General features: G+C 70.7%; 12 protein-coding genes and 1 pseudogene. 8 read left to right on the top strand and 5 right to left on the bottom strand.

All coding sequences use genetic code 11. The features are described 5' to 3' along the window. Positions 1-322 precede the first annotated feature (322 nt). On the top strand, positions 323-1,429 hold the full coding sequence (locus tag MW290_RS11755; RefSeq protein WP_250194838.1) for a helix-turn-helix transcriptional regulator: 1,107 nt from the start codon (positions 323-325) through the stop codon (positions 1,427-1,429). On the opposite strand, the gene MW290_RS11760 is transcribed toward MW290_RS11755, so the two are convergent. The 3 genes from MW290_RS11760 to MW290_RS11770 all read right to left on the bottom strand — a co-directional run bounded on the left by MW290_RS11760 (position 1,426) and on the right by MW290_RS11770 (position 5,204). Continuing rightward, complete coding sequence (locus tag MW290_RS11760; protein WP_250194839.1) at positions 1,426-2,355, bottom strand: SphA family protein; 930 nt, start codon at positions 2,353-2,355, stop codon at positions 1,426-1,428. The two genes, MW290_RS11755 and MW290_RS11760, sit on opposite strands and share 4 nt — an antisense overlap. Then, positions 2,352-4,058 carry an amidohydrolase gene (locus MW290_RS11765; RefSeq protein WP_250194840.1) on the bottom strand — a complete coding sequence of 569 codons (1,707 nt, stop codon included), beginning with the start codon at positions 4,056-4,058 and terminating at the stop codon, positions 2,352-2,354. The genes MW290_RS11760 and MW290_RS11765 overlap by 4 nt, the downstream gene beginning before the upstream one ends. Positions 4,059-4,232: 174 nt before the next feature. Continuing rightward, positions 4,233-5,204: a LysR family transcriptional regulator gene (locus tag MW290_RS11770; RefSeq protein ID WP_250194841.1), complete on the bottom strand. Its 972-nt coding sequence runs from the start codon at positions 5,202-5,204 to the stop codon at positions 4,233-4,235. A 143-nt stretch (positions 5,205-5,347) separates the two neighbouring features. Here MW290_RS11770 and MW290_RS11775 point away from each other — a divergent pair, with 143 nt between their 5' ends. The 7 genes and pseudogenes from MW290_RS11775 (at position 5,348) to MW290_RS11805 (ending at position 14,786) form a co-directional block, all read left to right on the top strand. Beyond that, complete coding sequence (locus MW290_RS11775; RefSeq protein ID WP_250194842.1) at positions 5,348-6,367, top strand: TRAP transporter substrate-binding protein; 1,020 nt, start codon at positions 5,348-5,350, stop codon at positions 6,365-6,367. A 66-nt stretch (positions 6,368-6,433) separates the two neighbouring features. Then, on the top strand, positions 6,434-8,215 hold the full coding sequence (locus MW290_RS11780) for an IlvD/Edd family dehydratase (RefSeq protein WP_250194843.1): 1,782 nt from the start codon (positions 6,434-6,436) through the stop codon (positions 8,213-8,215). Between the two features lie 21 nt (positions 8,216-8,236). Then, positions 8,237-9,450, top strand: a pseudogene (locus MW290_RS11785) (fumarylacetoacetate hydrolase family protein). Between the two features lie 2 nt (positions 9,451-9,452). After that, positions 9,453-10,049, top strand: coding sequence for a TRAP transporter small permease (locus MW290_RS11790; protein WP_250196664.1), 597 nt, complete (start codon positions 9,453-9,455; stop codon positions 10,047-10,049). A gap of 2 nt (positions 10,050-10,051) precedes the next feature. After that, entirely contained in the window at positions 10,052-11,329 is a 1,278-nt protein-coding gene (locus MW290_RS11795; RefSeq protein ID WP_250194844.1) for a TRAP transporter large permease subunit, read from the top strand. A gap of 65 nt (positions 11,330-11,394) precedes the next feature. Continuing rightward, positions 11,395-11,988 carry a cohesin domain-containing protein gene (locus MW290_RS11800; RefSeq protein WP_250194845.1) on the top strand — a complete coding sequence of 198 codons (594 nt, stop codon included), beginning with the start codon at positions 11,395-11,397 and terminating at the stop codon, positions 11,986-11,988. Further along, positions 11,988-14,786: an endo-1,4-beta-xylanase gene (locus MW290_RS11805; protein WP_250194846.1), complete on the top strand. Its 2,799-nt coding sequence runs from the start codon at positions 11,988-11,990 to the stop codon at positions 14,784-14,786. Before MW290_RS11800 ends, MW290_RS11805 begins: the two co-directional genes overlap by 1 nt. A 22-nt stretch (positions 14,787-14,808) precedes the next feature. Here the strand turns inward: MW290_RS11805 and MW290_RS11810 are convergent, their stop codons facing one another. Together MW290_RS11810 and MW290_RS11815 are read right to left on the bottom strand one after the other, a co-directional pair. After that, complete coding sequence (locus tag MW290_RS11810; protein ID WP_250194847.1) at positions 14,809-19,221, bottom strand: ATP-binding protein; 4,413 nt, start codon at positions 19,219-19,221, stop codon at positions 14,809-14,811. A gap of 196 nt (positions 19,222-19,417) precedes the next feature. After that, the gene (locus tag MW290_RS11815; protein WP_250194848.1) at positions 19,418-21,652 is read right to left on the bottom strand and encodes a polysaccharide deacetylase family protein; all 2,235 of its coding nucleotides are present in this window, start codon (positions 21,650-21,652) and stop codon (positions 19,418-19,420) included. Positions 21,653-21,667: the final 15 nt, after the last annotated feature.

Consider the following 21,667-nt stretch of genomic DNA (forward strand, 5'->3'; position numbering starts at 1 on the left):
TCAAAGCCCGCCCGCGGCTTTTGGCCCACCACGTTAACCCCTTGCTTGAGAAACAGGGGCGGGTAGTGACTTTTCGCACGAAGCATGCCAGTGGCCCTGCGGTCTGGATACCCGCACTTTCCTCCCTCGCGGGGTTCTGGCCGCATGCCCACAGGGGTCGGAAAACCGTCCATCCGGGGTCGCCCAACAATGGTTTTCCGTCCGGGCGAGGGGGCACCCTGGACCCCCGCCTTGCCGAATCGGGATGACCGCCTGGCATGGGTCCTGCCTACACTCGGTCTTCGGTCGGGAGCGAGGGCAGGGCGACATGGCATCCGTGGGCATGGTTCTGGACGTCTACCGCTGCGTGGAGCAGCCGCAGCGCTGGCAGGGCTGGCTGGACAGCCTGTGCGAGCAGACCGGCGCCCACTCGGCGGTGCTGCAGCTGATCGAGCTGCAGGCCGATGCGGTGCACATCGTGTGGCAGGCCGGCGATACCCGCACCAGCCGTCTGCAGCACCAGCGGGCGGGCCGGCTCACCGGCGTGGGCAACCCGCGGGTGGACCGCCGCCGCATCCTGCGCCATGCCAACCGGGTGGTGAGCGACGACGACCTGTTCGAGCGGGACGACCCCGGCCGCCAGGCGCTGCAGCAGGCGCTGGCACAGGCGGGGCTGGGGGCCTTCCTGGGCCATCTGGTGGCGCAGGAAGGTGAGCGCTACATCGGCATCGCGCTGCACCGGGAGGCGGGCACCGGCGACGGGTTCGACCACTCGGCGCCGGCCTGCCTGACGGCGCTGGCGCCGCACGTGGGCCAGGCCGCCGGCCTGGGCCAGCGCTGGCAGCACGCGCAGTCGCAGGCCCGGCAGCTGCAGGCCCACCTCGACCTGCTGCGCTGCGCCGCCGTGGTGTGCGACGAGGCGGGCGCGGTGCAGTGGACGAATCGCAGCGCCCGCCAGCTGCTGCAGGCCGGCAGCCCGCTGGGTGTGCAGGCAGGCCTGCTGCGCGGCGCCCAGCCGGCGCAGACGGCGCAGCTGCGCCAGGAGATCGCGGCCGCCGCGCGCGCGGCCGGCATCGCGGACAGCGCGCCGCGCTGGCTGGCGCTGGAGCGCGACGGCCGGTCGCTGCACATCGCGCTGCAGGGCCAGCCCGCTGACGACGGGCCGGCCCGGGTGCTGCTGATGATCACCGACAGCCGCAGCCTGGTGGACACGCCCGCCGACACCTGGTGCCAGCTGCTGGGCGTGACGCCCGCCGAAGCCCGGCTGGTGGCCGCGCTGGCCCAGGGCCGCACGCTGGAAGCCCATGCCGCCCAGCGCGGCGTCTCGCTGGGCACGGTGCGCAACCAGCTCAAGCAGGTGCTGGCCAAGACCGGCACCACGCGCCAGGCCGAGCTGGTGCGGCTGGCGCTGGGTTCGGCCGCCGCCCAGTGGCAGGCGGCGGGCGGCTAGAACACCCAGGCGCTGCGCAGCACCAGCTGCGCGCCCTGCGAGCGGTTGCGCGCATCGAACTCCTTGTACAGGTGCAGCCAGAGCGCCGGCAGGCCGCTGCCCGGCGCAAAGTAGGCCAGCGCCGGCCCCAGCGCACGCACCCGCGAGCGGTTGCCCGTGGTCAGGCCCGGGCCGCGGTCGTCGCTGACCTGCTGGTACAGGTAGCCACCCAGGCCCAGCGTCCACGGCCCCACATGCTGACCCAGCGCAAACTCCTGCTGGTACTCCACGCCCGACCGGTAGTCGGTGTCGCGGTTGCGGCTGTGCATGCTCAGCTGCACGTTGGTGGACAGCTCGAACCCGCTGGCGGTGATGGCGGTGAAGCCCACGCTGGGCGCCAGCGTCCAGTGGTTGGCGCCGGTGTTGATCAACCGGTCCTTGTCGTAGGCGCCGGTGGGCGCCTGCACCCCGAGCTGGAAGTTGCTGAACACGCCGGGTGCCGGCGCCCACTGCAGCAGCAGCGGCATCAGGAACACGTCGCCCACCGTGCGCTTGCGGCCCGACAGGCCCTGCGGCCCGGCCGGCGTGGGCACCTCGATGTCCAGCGACGCATCGAGCACCGGCAGCACCGCGCCGTAGCCGAAGCGCGCGCCGGCCAGCGTGGTGTTGGTCATGCGGATGTAGGCCACCGAGACGCTGTCCACCGCCAGCTGCGGCGACACCGGTACGCGCTGGCCGCGGTCGTCGCGCAGCTGGGTGGCGCGGGTGACGGACATGCGCAGGCCCACGGTGCCGCCTTCGCTGGGCGGCGGCAGCATGCCGGCGCCGAAGTCGTAGACGCCGATCGGCGTGATGGGCGCGCCGCCTTCCACCGCATGGGCGGTCGGCATGGTCAGTCCGGCGACCAGGCCGGCGGTGGCGGTTGCCAGGGTTCGGGTGATGCTCATGGGGCCTCCTTCGTTGGGGTGGGCTGCTGGTACACCAGCCGGCCCTGCAGCCAGGTGCTCAGCACCCGGGTGCGGTGGATGCGCTCCACCGGCACCTTGAACAAGTGCTGGTCCAGCACGATCAGGTCGGCCGAGCGGCCCAGCTCCACGCTGCCGCTCACGCCGCCCAGGCCCATGGCCTCGGCATTGCCGCGGGTGTAGAGGCGCAGCGCGTCTTCCAGGCTCAGCCGCTCGCCGGCGCCCAGCACGCCGGGCACCAGGCCCAGCGGGTGGCGGCGGGTGACCAGGCCTTCGATGCCCACCCAGGGGTCGGGCGTGGGCGTGCCGGCCGGCCAGTCCGAGCCGGCCGCCAGCGGTGCGCCCGCCTTCTGCAAGCTCGCCACCTGGCCGAGTCGGTCCACCCGCGCACGGCCCAGGAAGTGCTCCAGCACCGGCTTCATCGGCGTCGGAAACCACAGCATCGGCGACACCTCGGCGGTGACGTTCAAGGCCTTGAAGCGCGGCAGGTCGCTGCTGGCGATCCAGTTCACGTGCGCAATCTGGTGGCGTGGTCCCTGGTCGCCGTTGAGCCGCCGCACTTCGGCGATGGCATCCAGCGACAGGCGCACCGCGCCGTCACCCACCGCATGCAGCTTCACCGGAATGCCGCGCGCATCCAGCGGCGCGATGGCGGCCACCAGCTGCGGCAGGCTGAAATGCGCCTGGCCGCGAAAGTCGTGGCCGTGCTCGTGGCTGGGCTGGTACGGGTCCAGCATCGCCGAGGTGTAGGCCATCGGCACCCCATCGACGAAGAACTTGACGAAGTCGGGGCGCAGCAGGTCGCTGCGCAGCGCGCGGGCATCGTCGTACAGCGCGGCGCCGCCGGGCTCGGCCTCGGTGCTGCCCTTGTTGCCGGCCAGCGAAGCCACCACCCGCAGCGGCAGGCCCTGCGGCGACTGCACTGCGCGGTGCCAGGTGTCCAGCAGCGTGCGGTCCACCCAGGCGTCCTGGATGCTGGTCAAGCCCATCGCGCTGAGCTGCGCGGCGGCCGTCTGCGCGGCCTGCAGCAGGCGGTCGGGCCGGCGCGGCGGCACCAGCTGCTGCACCTTGTCGAAGGCCGGGAACTCCTTGAGCAGGCCGGTGGGCTCGCCCTGGTCGAACACGTAGAGGCCGCCCGGTGGCGGCGTGGCGCCGGCCTGGATGCCGGCGCGCTTGAGCACCTCGCTGTTGACCCAGCGGTTGTGGAAGGTGTCGTCGCGCAGCACCACCGGCTTGCCGCCGCTGGCGTCGTCCAGCAGGCGCAGCGCCTCGCGCTTTTCCAGGGCCGGGGCCATGCGGCTGGAGTAGGCCGCGCCCACGATCCAGTCGTCCGGCCCCGCACGCTGGGCGCAGGCCTTCACCGCGGCCAGCACTTCGGGCAGGCCGCCTTCGGGCGGCAGCGTGCAGCTGTACAAGGCCTCGTAGGCGCCGTCGATCGGGTGGATGTGCGCGTCGGCCAGGCCCGGCATGGCCATGCGGCCCTGCAGGTCCACCACCTGGGTGGCCGGGCCGATGTACGGCCGCACCTCGGCATCGGTGCCGATGGCCACGTAGCGGCCCGCGCGGATGGCCACCGCCTGGGCCCAGGCGCTGCCGCGTTCAGGCACGCGGTAGATGTGGCCGTGCCGCAGCACCAAGTCGGCCGGCTCGGCCGCGCGTGCGGGCGGCGCCAGCGTTGAAAACATGGCGGCCATGACCACGGCCACCCCACGACCGGCATGCAGCATCGACGATTCCCCCTCCGGCTGTTGGCGGCCAGGGCGTGTTGCCCAGGCCTGCCGCGACCTTAGGGAGCCGGTGCCGGAGGCGCATGTCCCAAATGGGATGGGCGAGGGAAAGTGCGCAGGCGGCTGGCTGCCTCAGGCCGTGGCGGCCTGCCGGTTTGCCAGCTGGCGGATCACGTCGATGAAGGCCTGGGCGGCGGTGCTCGGCGGCTCACCCTGCAGGGTGATGAGGCCGTAGTCGGGCATGCGGTCGGGCAGCTCGCCGGCAATGCGGGTCAGCAGCCCACGCCGCACGTACTTGTCGACCAGCGCGGCCGGCTGCAGCGACAGCATGTGGGTGCTCTGCATCAGCTCGAGCGCGAAGAGGAAGGACGGTGTCTCGACGATGCCGGAGGTGAGGGCCAGGCCGGTGCGGCTGAAGATGTCGTCCGACACCTTGCGCAGCGCCGTGGTGGTCGGGTACAGGATCCACGGCCAGTTGGACAGCTCGGTGAGGCTTGGCGCCTGCACGCCGCGCAGCGGGTGGTGCGTGCCGGCGGTGATCTGCAGGCGCTCGCCGGCCAGCCGCTCGTAGTGGAACTGGTCGCGCTGCGACTCGTCGGTGTAGCGGCCGATCATCAGGTCGATCTTGCGCTCGGCCAGCCACACGATCAGCTGGTCGCTGCTCTGTTCCAGCACCTTGAGCACCAGCAGCGGCCGCAGGCGCTGCAGCTCGGCCACGGCCGCGGTCAGCAGGTGCGCCGCCGACCCCGAGATGGCGCCCACGGTCAGGTGGCCATGCCCCCCTTGCTTGAGCGTGCTGAACTCGTCGACGAACTTGCGGTGGCCGTCCAGCGCCGCATGTGCATAACGCAGCGTGAACAGGCCCAGCTCGTTGGGCCGCATGCCGCGCGGCAGCCGGTCGAAGAGGCGTGACTCCAGCATGTCCTCGATGTCCATCAGCACCTTGGTGGCCGCCGGCTGGGTCATGTGCATCTGCTCGGCGGTCAGCCGCAGGTTGCGCGTTTTGCCCAGGATGTCGAGGAACTGCAGGTGGCGGAAACGCAGCCGCGAGACCTGCGCCAGGGCCAAGGGTTTACCTGCAGGCGGGTCTGAAGTCATCACCATTTGGAATGGATGCTAGCGAAAAAGTCAGTGGACCGGGCCGGGGTGCACCCCTAGCCTTCAGGCCCACGAAGAACAGCCCCGCAGAGGGCCGGCACGTCGCGGCAATGCCGCCGCGCACCGCACATCACCATTCCGGAGACATCATGCAATTCAGATCACTCGCTCTGGCCGCGACCCTGCTGGCCGCCCTGGCCGTTCCCGCTGCCGCGCAGGTCAAGGAACACGTGTTCAAGATCGGCACCGGCCTCAGCGAGGACCATCCGCAGGCCCAGTCGCTCAAGTACTTCGCCGACCAGCTGGCGGCCAAGAGCGGCGGCAAGCTGCAGGCCAAGGTGTATGCCAGCGGTTCGCTGGGCAACGATGTCAGCATGACCTCGGCCCTGCGCGGCGGCACGCTGGAGATGACGATCCCCGACAGCTCCACGCTGGTGACCCTGGTCAAGCCCTTCGGCGTGCTGAACTTTCCGCTCACCTTCAACAACGAGCAGGAAGCCGACGCGGTGCTGGACGGCCCCTTCGGCCAGAAGCTGCTGGCCAAGCTGCCCGAGAAGGGCCTGATCGGCCTGGGCTTCTGGGAGAACGGCTTCCGCCACGTCACCAACTCGCGCCGCCCGGTCAACAAGGCCGATGACCTGAGCGGCCTGAAGCTGCGCGTCATCCAGAGCCCGCTGTTCCTGGACACCTTCACCGCGCTGGGCGCCAACGCCACGCCCATGCCCTTCACCGAGCTGTACACCGCGATGGAACAGGCCGCGGTGGACGGGCAGGAGAACCCGCCGGCCACCATCCTGGCCAGCAAGTTCTACGAGGTGCAGAAGCACCTGGTGCTGTCGCGCCACATGTACAGCGCCTGGGTGCTGCTGATGTCCAAGAAGACCTGGGACGGCCTGTCGGCGGACGAGCAGAAGATCGTGCAGGAAGCGGCGCGCGAAGCCACGCTGTACGAGCGCAAGACCATCCGCGCCTTCTCCGACCGCGCGCTGGCCGACCTGAAGAAGGCCGGCATGCAGATCACCGAGCTGCCGCCGGCCGAGCAGGCCAAGATGCGCAGCAAGCTGCAGCCGGTGCTGGCCAAGTTCAGCAAGGAGTTCGGCGAGGACACCACCGCCGAGATGAACGGCGAGCTGGTCAAGGTGCGCGGCGGCTCCGCGGCCGCCAAGTAAGGCGCTTCGCCCGCAGGCGGCCGACGCCGCCTGCCTTTCCCTTCCACTTTGCAAGCGACCACAGCCATGGACAAGCCGGCTGGTCGGCGCTTTCGCTCGCGCGATTGGTTTGCCGATCCCCATCGTTCCGACATGACGGCGCTCTACCTCGAGCGCTTCATGAACTACGGCCTGACGCCCGAGGAATTGCGCTCGGGCCGGCCCATCATCGGCATCGCGCAGACGGGCAGCGACCTGTCGCCGTGCAACCGCATCCACCTGGAGCTGGCGCGGCGTGTGCGTGATGGCATCCGCGACGCCGGCGGCATTCCGATGGAATTCCCGGTGCACCCCATCTTCGAGAACTGCCGCCGCCCCACCGCGGCGCTGGACCGCAACCTGGCCTACCTGGGCCTGGTGGAGGTGCTGTACGGCTACCCCATCGATGCGGTGGTGCTGACCACCGGCTGCGACAAGACCACGCCGGCCGGCATCATGGCCGCGTGCACCGTCGACATCCCGGCCATCGTGCTGTCGGGCGGGCCGATGCTCGACGGCTGGCATGGCGGCGAGCTGGTGGGCTCGGGCACCGTGATCTGGCGCAGCCGCCGGCAGCTGGCGGCCGGCGAGATCGACGAGGACGAGTTCCTGCAGCGCGCCTGCAGCAGCGCCCCTTCGGCCGGCCACTGCAACACCATGGGCACGGCCTCGACGATGAACGCGGTGGCCGAGGCCCTGGGCCTGTCGCTGCCCGGCTGCGCGGCCATTCCGGCGCCTTACCGCGAACGCGGGCAGATGGCGTATGAGACCGGTCGGCGCATCGTGGGCATGGCGCATGAGGACCTGCGGCCCTCGCGCATCCTCACCCGCGAGAGCTTCCTCAACGCGCTGTCGGTGGTCAGCTGCGCCGGCGGCTCCAGCAATGCGCAGGTGCACATCATGGCCATGGCCCGCCATGCCGGGGTGGAGCTGCGGCCCGCCGACTGGACCGAGCAGGCCTACGACCTGCCGCTGCTGCTGGACATGCAGCCGGCCGGGCGCTTCCTGGGCGAGCGCTTCTTCCGCGCCGGCGGCGTGCCCGCGCTGATGTGGGAGCTGCAGCAGGCCGGCCGGCTCCATGGCGATTGCGCCAGCGTCACCGGCCGCACCGTGGCGCAGAACATCGAAGGCCGCCAGGCCACCGACCGCGAGGTGATCCGGCCCTTCGACCTGCCGTTGATGGAGAAGGCGGGCTTCCTGGTGCTGTCGGGCAACCTGTTCGACTTCGGCATCATGAAGACGTCGGTGATCTCGCCGAACTTCCGTGAGCGCTACCTGAGCCGGCCCGGCCACGAAGGCGTGTTCGAGGCGCGCGCCGTGGTGTTCGACGGTGCCGACGACTACCACGCCCGCATCAACGACCCGGCGCTGGAGATCGACGAGGGCTGCATCCTGGTGATGCGCGGCGCCGGCCCCATCGGCTGGCCCGGCTCGGCCGAGGTGGTGAACATGCAGCCGCCCGATGCGCTGATCCAGCGCGGCGTACGGACGCTGCCCACGCTGGGCGACGGCCGCCAGTCGGGCACGGCCGACAGCCCCTCCATCCTCAACGTGTCGCCCGAAAGCGCCGTCGGCGGCGGCCTCAGCTGGCTGCAGACGGGCGACCTGATCCGCATCGACCTCAACGCCGGCCGCTGCGATGCGCTGGTGCCGGCCGAAGAGATCGCACGCCGCCAGCGCGAGCTGCCGCCGCCACCGGTGCCGGCCAGCCAGTCGCCGTGGGAGGAGATCTACCGCAGCCACACCGGCCAGCTGGTGGACGGCGCCACGCTGGACATGGCCCTGAAGTACCGCCGCATTGCCGAACGCACGCCGCGCCACAACCACTGACCGAGCACGAGGAAACCTTCCATGACTGCAACAACGATGGCCGTGCCGGCGCGCACCGATGGCCTGCATCCCGCGCTGCCGCAGGACGGACTGGCCGGCACCCTGGTGGGGCGCGTCTGGCGGCCCGGTGCCCCGGCCGGCCCGGCCGTGGTGGCGCTGCGCGCCGATGGCGTGTTCGACGTGAGTGCGCATTTCCCCACCATGAGCACGCTGCTGGAAGCCGCACAGCCGGCGCAGGCCGTGACCGCGGTGATCGGCGAGCGGCTGTGCAGCGTCGATGCGTTGCTGGACAACAGCCGCCCCGAAGGCCGGGACGAGGCCATGCCCTGGCTGCTGGCACCCTGCGACCTGCAGGTGGTCAAGGCGGCCGGCGTGACCTTCGCGGCCAGCATGATCGAGCGCGTGATCGAGGAACAGGCCGGCGGCGACGCCAGCCGCGCGCAGGGCCTGCGCAGCCAGGTGCAGGCCCTGATCGGCGACCGCCTGTCCGACATTCGCCCCGGCTCGCCGCAGGCGATGGCGCTCAAGCAGCTGCTGCAGGAGCGCAAGCTGTGGTCGCAGTACCTGGAGGTGGGCATCGGGCCCGATGCCGAGGTGTTCACCAAGTCGCCGGTGCTGGCCTCGGTGGGGCATGGCCAGGACATCGGCATCCGCGCCGACTCCGACTGGAACAATCCCGAACCCGAGGTGGTGCTGGCGGTCAACAGCCGCGGCGGCATCGTGGGCGCGGCGCTGGGCAACGACGTGAACCTGCGCGACATCGAAGGCCGCAGCGCGCTGCTGCTGGGCAAGGCCAAGGACAACAACGCCTCCTGTGCCATCGGCCCCTTCATCCGCTGTTCGACGGCAGCTTCGGCCTCGAGCAGCTGCGCAGCGAGACGGTGCACCTGGAGGTGGCCGGCGACGACGGCTTCACCCTGCGCGGCATCAACACCATGGCCAGCATCAGCCGCGACCCGACCGAGCTGGTGGCGCAGACCCTGGCCTGCCACCAGTACCCCGACGGCTTCATGCTGTTCCTGGGCACGCTCTTCGCGCCCACCGAAGACCGCGACCAGCCCGGCGGCGGCTTCACCCACAAGCTGGGCGACGTGGTCACCATCCACAGCCACTGGCTGGGCAGCCTGCGCAACCGGGTGACGCATTGCGAATCGGCCCCGCCCTGGCGCTTCGGGCTGCGCGCCTTCATCGGCAACCTGGCCGCCCGCGGGCTGCTGCAGGGGGTGCGGCTGTGAGCCTGCTCGATGCTGCGATCGACCGCTTCTGCCGTGCCATCGACGTGCTGATCGCCGCCGCGCTGGCCGTGATGGTGGTGCTGGTGTTCGGCAACGTGGTGCTGCGCTATGCCTTCAATTCCGGCATCGCCGCCAGCGAGGAGCTGTCGCGCTGGCTGTTCGTGTGGCTGTGCTTCATGGGCGCGGTGGCCGCGCTGAAGGACGGCGGGCACCTGGGCACCGACATGCTGGTGGCGCGGCTGCCGGTGGCCGGCAAGAAGCTGTGCCTGGTGCTGGGCCATCTGCTGATGCTGTACGTCACCTGGCTGTTCCTGGACGGCAGCTGGCAGCAGGCCCGCATCAACATGGACGTGGAAGCGCCGGTGACCGGCGCGCCGGTGGCCATCTTCTATGCCACGGGCGTCTTCTTCTCGCTGTGCGCCGGTGTGCTGCTGCTGTTGCAGCTGGTGCGCGTGCTCACCGGCCGGGTGGCCGATGACGCGCTGGTGATGGTCAAGGAATCGGAAGAGCAGGCCGAGCTGGAAAGCCTGCAGGCCGAGCTGGCCCGCGCCGAAGCACCGTCCGACGACACCCGCCCACCTTCCGCGATCGGCCGCTGACCATGACCGTCTTCATCTTTCTCGGCAGCCTCGTCGGTGCGATGGCGCTGGGCATTCCCATCGCCTATGCGCTGCTGGCCAGCGGCGTGGCGCTGATGTGGCACCTCGACCTCTTCGATGCGCAGATCCTGGCGCAGAACTTCATCAACGGCGCCGACAGCTTTCCGCTGCTGGCGGTGCCCTTCTTCATGCTGGCCGGCGAGATCATGAACGTCGGCGGGCTGTCGCAGCGCATCGTCAACTTCGCGCTGGCGCTGGTGGGCCATGTGAAGGGCGGGCTGGGCTACGTGGTGGTGCTGGCGGGTTGCCTGCTGTCGGCGCTGTCGGGATCGGCCGTGGCCGATGCCGCGGCACTGACGGCGCTGCTGCTGCCCATGATGATCAAGGCCGGGCACAAGAAGGAAGTCTCGGGCGGGCTCATCGCGGCCTCCGGCGTCATCGGCCCCATCATCCCGCCCAGCATCGGCTTCGTCATCTTCGGCGTCACCGCCAACGTGTCCATCAGCAAGCTGTTCATCGCCGGCATCGTGCCCGGCGTGATGATCGGCGTGGGCCTGGCGCTCACCTGGTGGTGGGTGGGCCGCAAGGAGACGCTGGCGCTGCCGCCGCGCAAGACGGGCGCCGAGGTCTGGAAGGCCGCCCGCGAATCGGTCTGGGCGCTGATGCTGCCGGTGTTCATCCTGGTGGGCCTGCGCATGGGCGTGTTCACGCCCACCGAGGCGGCGGTGGTGGCGGCGGTGTATGCGCTCTTCGTGGCCCGCGTGGTGTACCGCGAACTCACGCTGCGTGCGCTGCTGCAGATCTTCGTCACGGCGGCCCGCACCACGGCGGTGGTGATGTTCCTGGTGGCCGCGGCCATGGTGTCGGCCTGGCTCATCACCGTGGCCAACCTGCCGGCCCAGGTGGTGGACCTGCTGCGCCCGCTGCTGGACAACCAGACGCTGCTGCTGATCGCCATCATGCTGCTGGTGATGCTGGTGGGCACGGCGATGGACATGACGCCCACCATCCTGATCATGACGCCGGTGCTGATGCCGCTGGTCAAGGCCGCCGGCATCGACCCCATCTACTTCGGCGTGCTGTTCATCGTCAACAACTCCATCGGTCTCATCACCCCGCCGGTGGGCACCATCCTCAACGTGGTGGCCGGCGTCGGCCGCATGAGGATGGACGAGGTCACCCGTGGCGTGCTGCCTTTCATGGCCGCCCAGTTCGTGGTGATGTTCATCATGGTTCTGTTCCCCCAGACCGTGCTGGCGCCCTTGCGCTGGTTCTATTGAGCACCGCCGGCATGGGTGCGCCCATGTCGTTCAACCGGGCGCAAGCCCACCAGGAGGAGACAAAGATGAAGAAATCTGCACCCATCGCGGCCCGTGCCGCGGGCGCCTGCGCGCTGGCGCTGTCGCTGCTGTCGACCGCGCACGCGGTGCCCGTGCTCGAGATGTCGGCGGCCAGCACGGCCACCGGCTTCGAGCTCACCGTGCAGGCCCGCGACGTGGTGGACCTGTTCGCCTACGGCTTTTCGCTGAGCTTCGACCCGGCGCTGCTGAAGCTGACCGCCGGCACCGAAGGCGCCTTGCTGCGCCAGGGCGGCGACACCTTCTTCCGTGCCGGCGTCTTCGACAACGATGCCGGCAGCGTCACCTACACCCTGGGCACGCTGATCGGGCAGGTGCCCGGTGTCACCGGCAGCGGCCAGCTGGCCACCTTCTCGTTCGACGTCAAGCAGGCGGGCCTGGCCAACTTCAAGTTCACCGATGTGGCGCTGGTGGATGGCAGCGGCGCGGACATCAGCGTGGAGACGCGCAACCTGGTCACCGCTGTGCCCGAGCCGGCCAGCATCGCGATGTTCGCGGTGGGCCTGCTGGCGCTGCCGCCGGCTGCAAGCCCGCGCGCGCTGAAGCCCCTTCCTCGTCACATGACCCCAAGGACCTCATGATGTTCAGCAGTTTCGACATCAAGCGTGTGTGCCTGGCGATGCCCGCCCTGTTCGCGGCGGCCGGCGGTGCACTGGCGGCCGAGCGGCCCGCCAACCCGGCCGACTGGCCGGCGCTCAAGGACGTGTACAAGAACCACTTCTTCATCGGCAGCACCAACCTCAGCGCCTCCAACTTCGCGGCCGGCGTGGTGCCGGGCGAAAACTCGGTGGCGGCGATGACGCTCAAGCACTTCAACGCGGTGACACCCAGCAACGCGATGAAGCCCGACTTCTGGAACGGTGGCAGCAGCAACCCCAGCCCCAGCTTCCTCACCAACTTCAGCAACGGCATCAATGTCGACATCGCCGCCGCCAATGCCCGCGGCGTGAAGGTGACCGGCCACACGCTGCTGTGGCACAACCAGTCGGGCCAGTGGCCCGCGCCCAACGTGCTCACGCCCAATGGCGGCTGGGAAACCCCGTGGGACTACGCGATGGCGCGGTCGAACCTGGAGTACTACATCCGCACCGTGGCCGGCCACTTCGACAAGGAGCCGCAGAAGACCTACGCCTGGGACGTGGTGAACGAGGCCTTCAAGGACAACCCCGACAACCCGCACGACTGGCGCAGCGCGCTGCGCTCGGGCTATAGCCCCGAGGAGCGGCCCTCGCGCTGGGCGCAGGCCTATGCCAAGGGCGGCAAGAGCTGGGACTACATGTATGACGCGTTCTTCTTCGCGCGGCAGAACACCACGGCCATCCTGAACTACAACGACTTCAACGACAACGAGCGCGCCTCCAAGGCCACGGCCATCGCGTCCATGGTCAAGGAGTTCAACGAGCGTTACGCGGCCGACGTGGCCGCCGGCCGGGCGCGCCAGCTGCTGGATGCCAGGGGCCAGCCGCGCCCGCTGGTGGACGTGATCGGCACGCAGGGCCACTGGGACATGCGGCTGAACATGGACGCCTTCGAGCGCACCATCCGCACCTATCTGGAAACCGGCGCCAACGTCGACCTGACCGAGCTGGACCTGGCGCCGACGCTGGGCCTGGACAAGGGCCAGCGCATCCAGAACGGCCCCGAGATGAACGAGCTGTTCCTGGAGCAGGGCGTGCAGTACGCCAAGCTCTTCAGCCTGCTCAAGGAATACGCGGCGGGTTCGGCCGGCCGCCACCCCGAGTTCAAGGGCGGCGTGCACCGTGTCACCTGGTGGGGCATGACCGATCCGGGCTACCACACCAACGGCTACCCCTGGTCGGCCGTCGGCCAGCCCAAGGAGGCCTTCTGGGCAGCCGCCAACCCCGAGCAGTACCTGGCCGATGCCGGCCTGCCCACCAACGGCGTGACGGCCAGCTTCCGGTACGGCGGCGAGACCTTCAAGGTCCGCACCTGGGGCGGCAGGAACGCGCAGGCGATGATCGACATCGCCGTGCCGGCCGGCACCAAGAACGTGAGCTTCAACGCCGACAACGTGGTGCTGCCGGCGGGCTTTGCGGTCGAGCGCATCCAGTACAGCCCGGCGGACTGCGCGGTGATTCCGGGCAAGCCCTGCCATGTGACGGTGACCGCGCGTGGGGCCGACCCGGCACCGGCCTACAAGGCCGTGGGTGTGGAGAACACGGCCACCTTCGTGCTGAGCTTCGGCCAGATGGCGGTCTCGTGGTTCCCGGAGGGCAACACCCTGGAGGCGCCGCTGTCGTATGCCGAGGTCCGCTTCAGCGATGGCGTGACCAGGTTCAAGCAGTACAAGACCTATTACGGCGGTGACGGCCTGGCCCGTGCCACCGGTGCCACCGAACTGAAGGCAGTGCCCAGGCACGGCCGGCAGACGCTGGTGCTGAAGTCGCAGGATCCGATCACCGGACCGGCCGGCCTGCGCTTCGCGAAGGACGCCACCACCGAAAAGGCCTGGCGCGTGGTCAAGCGCATCGAGCCGGGGCGCACCTACATGGTGGTGTCGGCGGAGTCCAGTTTCCAGGACGGTGGCGAGAGCAAGGGCTTTGCGCTGACCAACCGCACCAAGCCGGCCACCACCGCGCCGGCCGTGCCGGAATCGCTGTCGCGCACGCCGGTGGTGCTGCGGGGCGACACGCTGTGGCCGCTGCGCAATGCCAACGCCCCCGAGACCGAGCCCGCGCTGGCGCAGGACAACCTGAAGTTCATGTTCGAGGCTGCCAGGAGCCCCGCCGCCGGCCCCTACGCCGCGCAAGAGGGCCATACGATGCTGGCCTACATCCACGGCACCAACGTGTACCCGCACGTGGTGTTCCGCGGCAACGGCGCCACCGGCACCGTGGCGGGCGGGCAGCATTCGCTCATCACCCGGCAGACCAACGGGGCCGAGGGCTCGCAGATCGCCGAGCGCGCGCTGGACCAGGCGGTGTGGTTCCACACGCCCATCGACGCCGGCAGCGGCGAGATGAAGATGTTCCTGTTCTCGGGCCGGGGTGGCAGCAACCAGCACTACGCGCTGAAGGAAGTGGACAGCGGCGTCACGCCCAACCGTGACGGCGGCAACGCGATCAGCCAGCGCCAGGGGGCGACGGGCGGCTTCGTTGCGCTGCAGGCCGCAGGTCCCGACGCGGGCACGCGCGTGAAGCTGTATGCCTACGACATGGCGGCCTATGTGTCCGGCGACGTCAACGGCGACTCGGTGCTCAACTGCGGCGACCTGAGCGCGGCCACCGCTTCGGTGGGCAAGCGCAGCGGCCAGCCCGGCTTCGTGCCGGCCGCCGACTTCGACCAGAACGGCGTGGTCGACATCCGCGACATCGCCGCCATCTCGCGGCTGTTGCCGGTGGGCACCACCTGCCGTTGACGGCGGGCGGCTGGCGCAGGCCTCAATGCGCCAGCTGGCCCTGGCGGGCATGCGGGGCTAGCGGCAGCTCGAACCAGAAGCAGCTGCCCACGCCCAGGGTGCTGTCGAAGCCGATGCGCCCGCCCATCGCTTCGACGATGCCCTTGCACACCGCCAGGCCCATGCCGGAGCTGGCGCTGGCGGTGTGCGCGGCACCGCTGGTCGATTGGTAGAAGGCCTTGAAGATGTGCTGCTGCTCGTCGGCCGCGATGCCGGTGCCGGTGTCTGTGACGCTGAAGCGCACAGCATCGTGGCCGGTCGCGCCGCTGCGGCCGACATGCAAGCGGATGTGCCCCTGCCGCGTGAACTTGAAGGCGTTGCCGACCAGATTGGTCAACACCTGGCGCAGGCGCTGCCCATCGGTGTCCAGGCTGTCGGGTACCTGCTCGTCGATCTGCGCCCGCAGCTCGACCCGGCCCGATGAATGCTGCAGCTGGAACAGCTCCACCAGGGCCTGCACCAGGGGCTGCAGCGGCACCGGTGCGATGTGCAGCCGCAGCTGGCCGTGTTCCAGCTCGCCCAGGTCCATGATGTCGTTGACCAGGCCCAGCAGCGATTCGGCCGAGGCCTTGGTGAGCATGGCCAGGCGGCGCTGGCGCTCGTTCAGGTTGGAGGCCAGCAGCATGGCCGTGAGCCCCATCACGCCGCCCAGCGGCGTGCGCATGTCGTGGCTCACGCGGGCCAGGTCGATGGTGCGGCCAGTGGGTTTGCCGTTGCTCGGCGGTGCCGGCTCAAGGGCGGCCATGCGTTGGGCATGGCGGGCCAGCAGCCGTTCCACCACCGCCAGCGCGCCCCAGCGCAGGCCGCTGGCCCAGGCCAGGCTGAACCAGTGCTGGGTCGCATCGCGCTGGCCGGTGTCCAGCAAGGCTTCGCTGCAGGCCTGCTCGATCAGCACCTGGTCGCGCAGGAAGCCGCCGGCCTGCGCGCCCTCGCGCGCGCTGTCGAACAGCGCCAGCGCCTCCGTCATGCGGCCACCGCGGGCCGCCAGCACCGCGTCCACCAGCTGCAGCTTGTGCGCCACGTTGGCCGGCGCCGCCCGGGCCCAGGTGGCCAGTTGATCGCGGTGGGCCTGGCCGGCACCGGCCGGCGCGCTCAGGCTGGCCAGCACCAGCAGGTCGATGGACAACACCGTGGCGGTGCCGTTGGCCGCCAGCGGCAGCGCCTGCTGGCAGGCCTGCCAGCAGGCCTCGCCATCGCCCCGGTGCCAGGCCAGCAGCGCCCGCAGCGTGTGCGCGGTGAACAGCGAGAAGGCGTTCTGCGCCTGCGCCAGCCGGGCCAGCTCTTCCTCTTCCTGGAAGGCGGGGCCGTCCAGGCGCAAGGGCTGGGCCTCGGGGTCGCCGCGCAGCGCGCGCAGGCCCTGCAGCCACACGCGGCAATGGTGGTGCGAGAAGTCGTGGCCGAACTGCTGCACGGTGCGGGTGCGCAGGCCATGGCCGGCCAGCAGCTCGTCCAGCGGCGCCATGCCGAAGGCCTTGTCGCAGTAGAGGAAGGCGGCATAGCCCAGGTACTCCTGGTCGCCGGCCACCTGGCAGTCTTCATAGGCCTGCAGCAGCGGCTGCAGCTGTTGCTGCAGCGGCAGCCGCCAGTGCCGCAGAAAGCCCAGGCACAGCACCCGCACCTTGCAGGCCAGCGGCGGATGCTGCAGGCGACCCAGCATCGACAGCGCCAGCTCGCCGGCGTCGAAGGCCGCGGGCGGCTGCCCCATGCCGCACAGCGTCAGGCCGTAGTTGGTCCAGGCCAGCGCCGTCCAGTCGGAGGCCGGCCACTGCATCGCCAGCCCGATCATCGTGCGGATGACGCGGGCATACATCTCGAACGAGGTGATGAAGGCGCAGGGCGTCAGCGCCACCAGCACGCGGTGGGCGCAGTCCACGCGCGGGTGGCTGCCCGGGGTGCCGGCGGCGGGCGCCTGGTGCGGCACCGGTGGCCAGGGCGTGTCGTCGCCCAGCGTCATCAGCGGCACGCCCAGCGCGTCCAGCGTCTGTTGGCCCAACTGCAGGGCCTCGGCCAGGCGGTTGCGCGCCAGCAGCGTCAGCAGCCGCAGCTCGTCCAGCCGGGCCGATTCCAGCGCATCGGGCCGGCATGCCGCGGCCTGGTCGATCAACTCGTCGGCCACGTCGAAGCGGGCCGCGGCGCAGGCCGCCTCGGCCGCGCGCCGGTACAAGGCCTGCCTGTGTTCGCTGGTGGCTTCGCCCAGGTGCATGCGGCTGGCCTGCACCGCCCGCAGGAAGTATTTCAGCGCCTCGTCGGTGGCGCCCTTGGCGCTGGCCAGCTGACCGGCCCGCTCGTTGAGCCGGGTGGCGGTGGCCGCGTCCAGGCCGCCCGCCGGTGTCTGCTGCACGTCGTTGAACTGCTGGACGATGGTGAACAGGTACTGGTTCAAGCGGCCTTCATCCACCGCATGCTGCAGCAGGCCGGTGCCCAGCCGCACCCGCAAAGCGTCGCGTCGGCCCTGGTCCACGCGTTCGTAGGCGGCCTGCTGCACCGCGTCGTGCAGGAAGCGGATGGTCAGCGTCTCGTCGCAGGCCGGCTCGTCATCGGTGGGCAGCAGCAGGCCGGCGGCCAGGGCGGGTGCCAGGTCGCGGCACACCTGCAGCACCGAGCCGCCGCGACCGGCGGCCAGGCTGTCCACCGACCAGGCCGCGCCCAGGTGGGCCGCATCGCTGAGTGTGGCCTGCGTGGCCTCGGGCAGACCCTGCAGCCGCGCCTGCACCAGGTCGGCCGGTGTGCGGTGGGCCGACAAGGCCTGCAGCCGCGCCAGGTCGATGCGCCAGCCGCCGTCTTCGGCATCGGGTGTGATGGCGCGGAACTGCTCGGCCGCGCGCAGCAGCTGCAGCGTCATGAAGGGGTTGCCCTCGCCCTGCTGCAGCAGCAGCCCGGCAGCGCTGTCGATCGGCTGGTCCGGGCCCACCTCGGCCGTGGCCAGCAGCCGCGCGATGTCCGCCGCCGACCAGGGCTGTATCTGCAGCCGCCGCAGGTCGATGCCCGGCTGCTGCGACAGCCGGTGCAGCCAGCGGTGCAGCGCATGACCTTCGTCGATGGCCTCGCTGCGAAAGGCGCCCAGCACCAGCAAGCGGCCCATGCGCGGCTCGCTCAGCAGGCCGTCGAGCAGGGCCAGCGAGCGCGGGTCGGCCCATTGCAGGTCGTCGATGAACAGCACCAGTGGCTCGGCACCGGCAGACAACGCCACCACCAGCCGGCGCAAGGCCAGCTCGAAGCGGATGCGGCTGGCATCACCGCCCAGCTCGGGCGCGGGTGGCTGCGGGCCGATCAGCTGCGCCAGCCAGGGCAGCGCAGGGCTGAGCACGCCCGCCATGGCGCCCAGCTCGGCCTCGATGGCGGTGGCCACCGCGGCCCTGGCCGAGCTGGCCAGCCGGCCGCAGTCGGCCAGGGCCGCGTCCAGCGCTTCCAGCAGCGGTGCCAGCGGTGACTGGCTGCCGTACTGGTTGAATTTGCCCGCGGCCACACGGGCGCCCAGGTCCTGCATCGTGTGGCAAGCGGCCTGCGTCACCGCCGTCTTGCCGATGCCTGACCGGCCTTCGACGATGGCCAGCAGCGGCGGGCCGGCGCTGCCGGCGGCCTGGCCGCCTGGGCGTTCCACCGCGGCGAAGGCCTGCAGCATCTGCTCGACCTCGTGCGTGCGGCCGATGCGCTCCTGCGGCAGGTGCCAGCAAGGCGGCCGGCCCAGCGCCGCCGGCGACGTGCGCGGTGCGCCCTGCACCAGTGCTTCGCACAAGGCCTGGGCGCTGCGGTAGCCGCCCGGACCGCCGGCGCGCCACAGCGCCAGCAGCACCTGCCGCAGCAAGGGGTCGGGCGCCAGTTCGATCAGCGGCGCCAGCTGCGCAGCGCTGGCGGGCCGGCCGTCTTGTTGCAACCAGTGGCGCTGCCCGCTGAGCCGCCAGCTCAGCAGGGCGCCCAGGGCCACCAGGTCGGTGGTGGCACGCAGCCGGCCCTGTGCAGATTCCTGCACCCGCAGAAAGCCGCCGCGGTCGAAATCGGTGAGCCAGGCCTGGCCGCTCAGCGGCTGCCACAGCACCGTCTCAGGCGCCAGGCGGCCATGCACGATGCCGCTGCGCTCCAGCCCGTGCAGCACGCGGCCGATGGCCAGCGCCAGGGTCAGCAGTTCATCGCGGGGCGCCGGCCGATCGGTCCGGGCCTGGGCCTGCAGCGTGGCCGGCCAGTGGTCCAGGTGCAGCGATTCGCGGTAGTGCAGGCCGCCCGCATCGGCCTGCAGGGCGGTGGGCCGCGGTGCGCCAGCGCCGTCGACGGCGGCGCTGAGCAGTGCATGCCGGCGCAGCCGCTGGCGCTGCCCCCGTTCGGCGGACGACCAGCCCACGTCGCAGGCGCGTACCACCGTCGATCCTTCATGCAGCAGGCGCCAGTTCAACGACGGCATTCGCCATGGGTCCATGGTCGTGACATTCCTGCGGGGCCCGCGGGTGGCGGGCGCGAAGGATCAACGGGGGCGCGTCACGCCTGGCGTCGAGGACCGCTCAGCGGGGTGTTCGCCGTATTCGCAACCAACAGCCTTGCTTGCTGGTCACTTTAGTCTTGGTCGACTAATTCCCGGCAAAACCCCGCTGGCGTCCGGGTCACAGCGGGTAGGTCAGGAACTTCAGCGTGGTGCCGCCTTCACCGGTGACGATCCAATTGTCGCTGTCCCAGCTGACGGTGCCCAGGCCATAGATCACCAGCGGCAGGGTGTAGCGCTTCTTGGGCAGCAGCCAGGTCACGTCGGCCAACCCCTTGGGGTTGGTGGCGGTGATGGTGCTCAGCGCGCCGAAGGACGAGGTGCTCCAGCTGGTCTGCAGGCGGCGCTGCGAGAAGTCGGCCACCTGCGTCATGGTGTACCAGCGGAAGCGGTTGGCCGCCTGCAGGCCGTCGGCGCGGTTGAGCAGCGCGTTGATCGGCTTCAGGTGGCCGGCCGCGCCGGGCGGATGGTTGTAGAACATCCGGTTGGTGCGGTGGTTCACCACGAAGCTCTGCAGGTCGATCAGCCACTGGCCCGACTGCTGGTCGCTGATGCCGAACTCGTCGAACTCCTCGAAGGTGGCGTACTTGCCGTTGGGCGTGACCGGGATGGCCCACAGGTTCTGGGTCAGCCGCGCGCCATCGCGCCAGGGCCGCACGGCCGAGGCGCCGCCGTCGCCCACGGTGTAGAAGGCCACCACGCCGCGCTGCTCCAGCCAGCGCACCGCCCAGGCCGGGTTGTTGCCGGTGGGGGCCGAGTACTCGCGGATCTTGCGGCCGGTGACCCTCTCGATGGCGTCGAAGTTCTTCGACAGCAGCGAGGTGAGGTCGGGCGTGTTGGACTCGTTGGCGAAGGTGCCCCAGTAGTCGTGGATCCAGCCGCCGTGCGAGCCGATCTCGTGGTTCACCGGCAGCGAATAGGCATAGCGGCCCACGTTGCCCACGCGGCGCAGCAGGTCCTGCGACTGCGCATTGGCATCCAGATTCATGCCGTTGCCGTCGCCGAAGTTGATGACGTCCGGGCCGGCGGTGAGGTGGATGCTGAAGGGGCCGCGGCGCAGCACGCGGGTGCTGTCCAGCAGGCCCTTGGTGTCCACCAGCAGGTCGTCGCCGTCGTCGATGTGCCAGTTGTAGATCAGGCCGCCGCGGCCGCGCGGCTGCGCCGACAGCGTGGCGATGCCCACTTCCTCGCGCGCGAACTGGCTGAGGAAGCCGTGCAGCGGCGCGCTGTCGGTGCCCAGGGCCTTGAAGTAGCCCAGCGGGATGTTGACGAACAGCACCTGGCCGCTGCCGTAGGCGCGTTTGCCGGCCACCACGCCGTGGTCGGGCGACGAGAGGTAGACGGTGCCCGGGAACTGGCCGGTGGTCACGTAGTGGAAGTAGCCCAGCGGGCCGTAGCCGTAGCCGCTGATGGCCTGCAGCGAGGTGTCGGTGGCGGTGCTGCCCACGCTGCGTTCGATGGCCACGGTGCCGTCGGCGCTCAGCACTGCGTCCACGTCGTCGTTGCCGCGGAACCAGCGGTCCAGGCTCAGGGAGGCGGTGGCGGCGGTGGCCTGGGCGCGGCGGGTGCCCAGGCGGGTGGCGGCCGACGATTCGGTGCCGATGCCCAGCACGTCGCGCAGCGCACGCAGCCGCTGCCGGCGCACGTTGGCCGAGCCGTCGTCGATGGCGCGGCTGCGGCGGCGCACCGTCTCGCGCATGGCCTGGGTGGCGCCCGGGTCGGCGACGGTGGTGGGCACGAAGGTGGCGGTGGCCACGCCGGCCACGCTGGTGACGGGCGCATAAGGCGTGTACTTGCCTGGCGGGATGGACAGCGCGTCCAGCCGTGCCTTGGTGCCGACGACGGGACCGAAGCCCACCATGGTGGTGGCACCGGCGCCGTTGTCCCAGTTGACGTAGTTCACGCCCACCATGTCGGAAAAGCGCGAGGGGCCCGACAGCGGATAGAAGCCGGCTTCGGTCTGCGCGCCGGCGTCGTACACCAGCATCAGCTTGCCGCCCAGGTAGGCGTACTGCTTGACGGCGGCCACCACCGCATCGCTGGCGCGGATGTGGGCGCTGTCGGGCACGATCAGGCCGCCGATGCTGGCGGCGCTGTTGCGGCCCAGGGCCAGGAAGGCCGAGTCGGTGATCACGTCCAGCCGGATGCCTTCTTCGGCGGCCGAGTCGGTCCACACCTGCACCTGCCAGCTGCTGAGGCTGGCGCCATCGGGCACCAGCAGCGTCAGGCGGTCGCGCGGCGGGGCGGCCAGCGCGGCGCTGCAGGCGGTGGCCAGCAGCGTGGGCGCCAGCAGGCGGGCCAGGCCGCGTTGAAGCCGTGCCAGGCGGCCGCGGCGGATGGGTTGTGGTTGTTGCATGGTTCCTCCTTCTCG

Source organism: Aquincola tertiaricarbonis (genome assembly GCF_023573145.1).
GTDB classification, from domain to species: domain Bacteria; phylum Pseudomonadota; class Gammaproteobacteria; order Burkholderiales; family Burkholderiaceae_C; genus Aquincola; species Aquincola tertiaricarbonis_B.

Bases quoted from the DNA above. Each gene is read 5' to 3' on its own strand.
- MW290_RS11775 (WP_250194842.1), top strand. From the start codon at position 5,348: ATGCAATTCAGATCACTCGCTCTGGCCGCGACCCTGCTGGCCGCCCTG.
- MW290_RS11800 (WP_250194845.1), top strand. From the start codon at position 11,395: ATGAAGAAATCTGCACCCATCGCGGCCCGTGCCGCGGGCGCCTGCGCG.
- MW290_RS11810 (WP_250194847.1), bottom strand. From the start codon at position 19,221: ATGCCGTCGTTGAACTGGCGCCTGCTGCATGAAGGATCGACGGTGGTA.
- MW290_RS11770 (WP_250194841.1), bottom strand. From the start codon at position 5,204: ATGGTGATGACTTCAGACCCGCCTGCAGGTAAACCCTTGGCCCTGGCG.
- MW290_RS11780 (WP_250194843.1), top strand. From the start codon at position 6,434: ATGGACAAGCCGGCTGGTCGGCGCTTTCGCTCGCGCGATTGGTTTGCC.
- MW290_RS11765 (WP_250194840.1), bottom strand. From the start codon at position 4,058: ATGTTTTCAACGCTGGCGCCGCCCGCACGCGCGGCCGAGCCGGCCGAC.
- MW290_RS11755 (WP_250194838.1), top strand. From the start codon at position 323: ATGGTTCTGGACGTCTACCGCTGCGTGGAGCAGCCGCAGCGCTGGCAG.
- MW290_RS11795 (WP_250194844.1), top strand. From the start codon at position 10,052: ATGACCGTCTTCATCTTTCTCGGCAGCCTCGTCGGTGCGATGGCGCTG.
- MW290_RS11805 (WP_250194846.1), top strand. From the start codon at position 11,988: ATGTTCAGCAGTTTCGACATCAAGCGTGTGTGCCTGGCGATGCCCGCC.
- MW290_RS11815 (WP_250194848.1), bottom strand. From the start codon at position 21,652: ATGCAACAACCACAACCCATCCGCCGCGGCCGCCTGGCACGGCTTCAA.
- MW290_RS11760 (WP_250194839.1), bottom strand. From the start codon at position 2,355: ATGAGCATCACCCGAACCCTGGCAACCGCCACCGCCGGCCTGGTCGCC.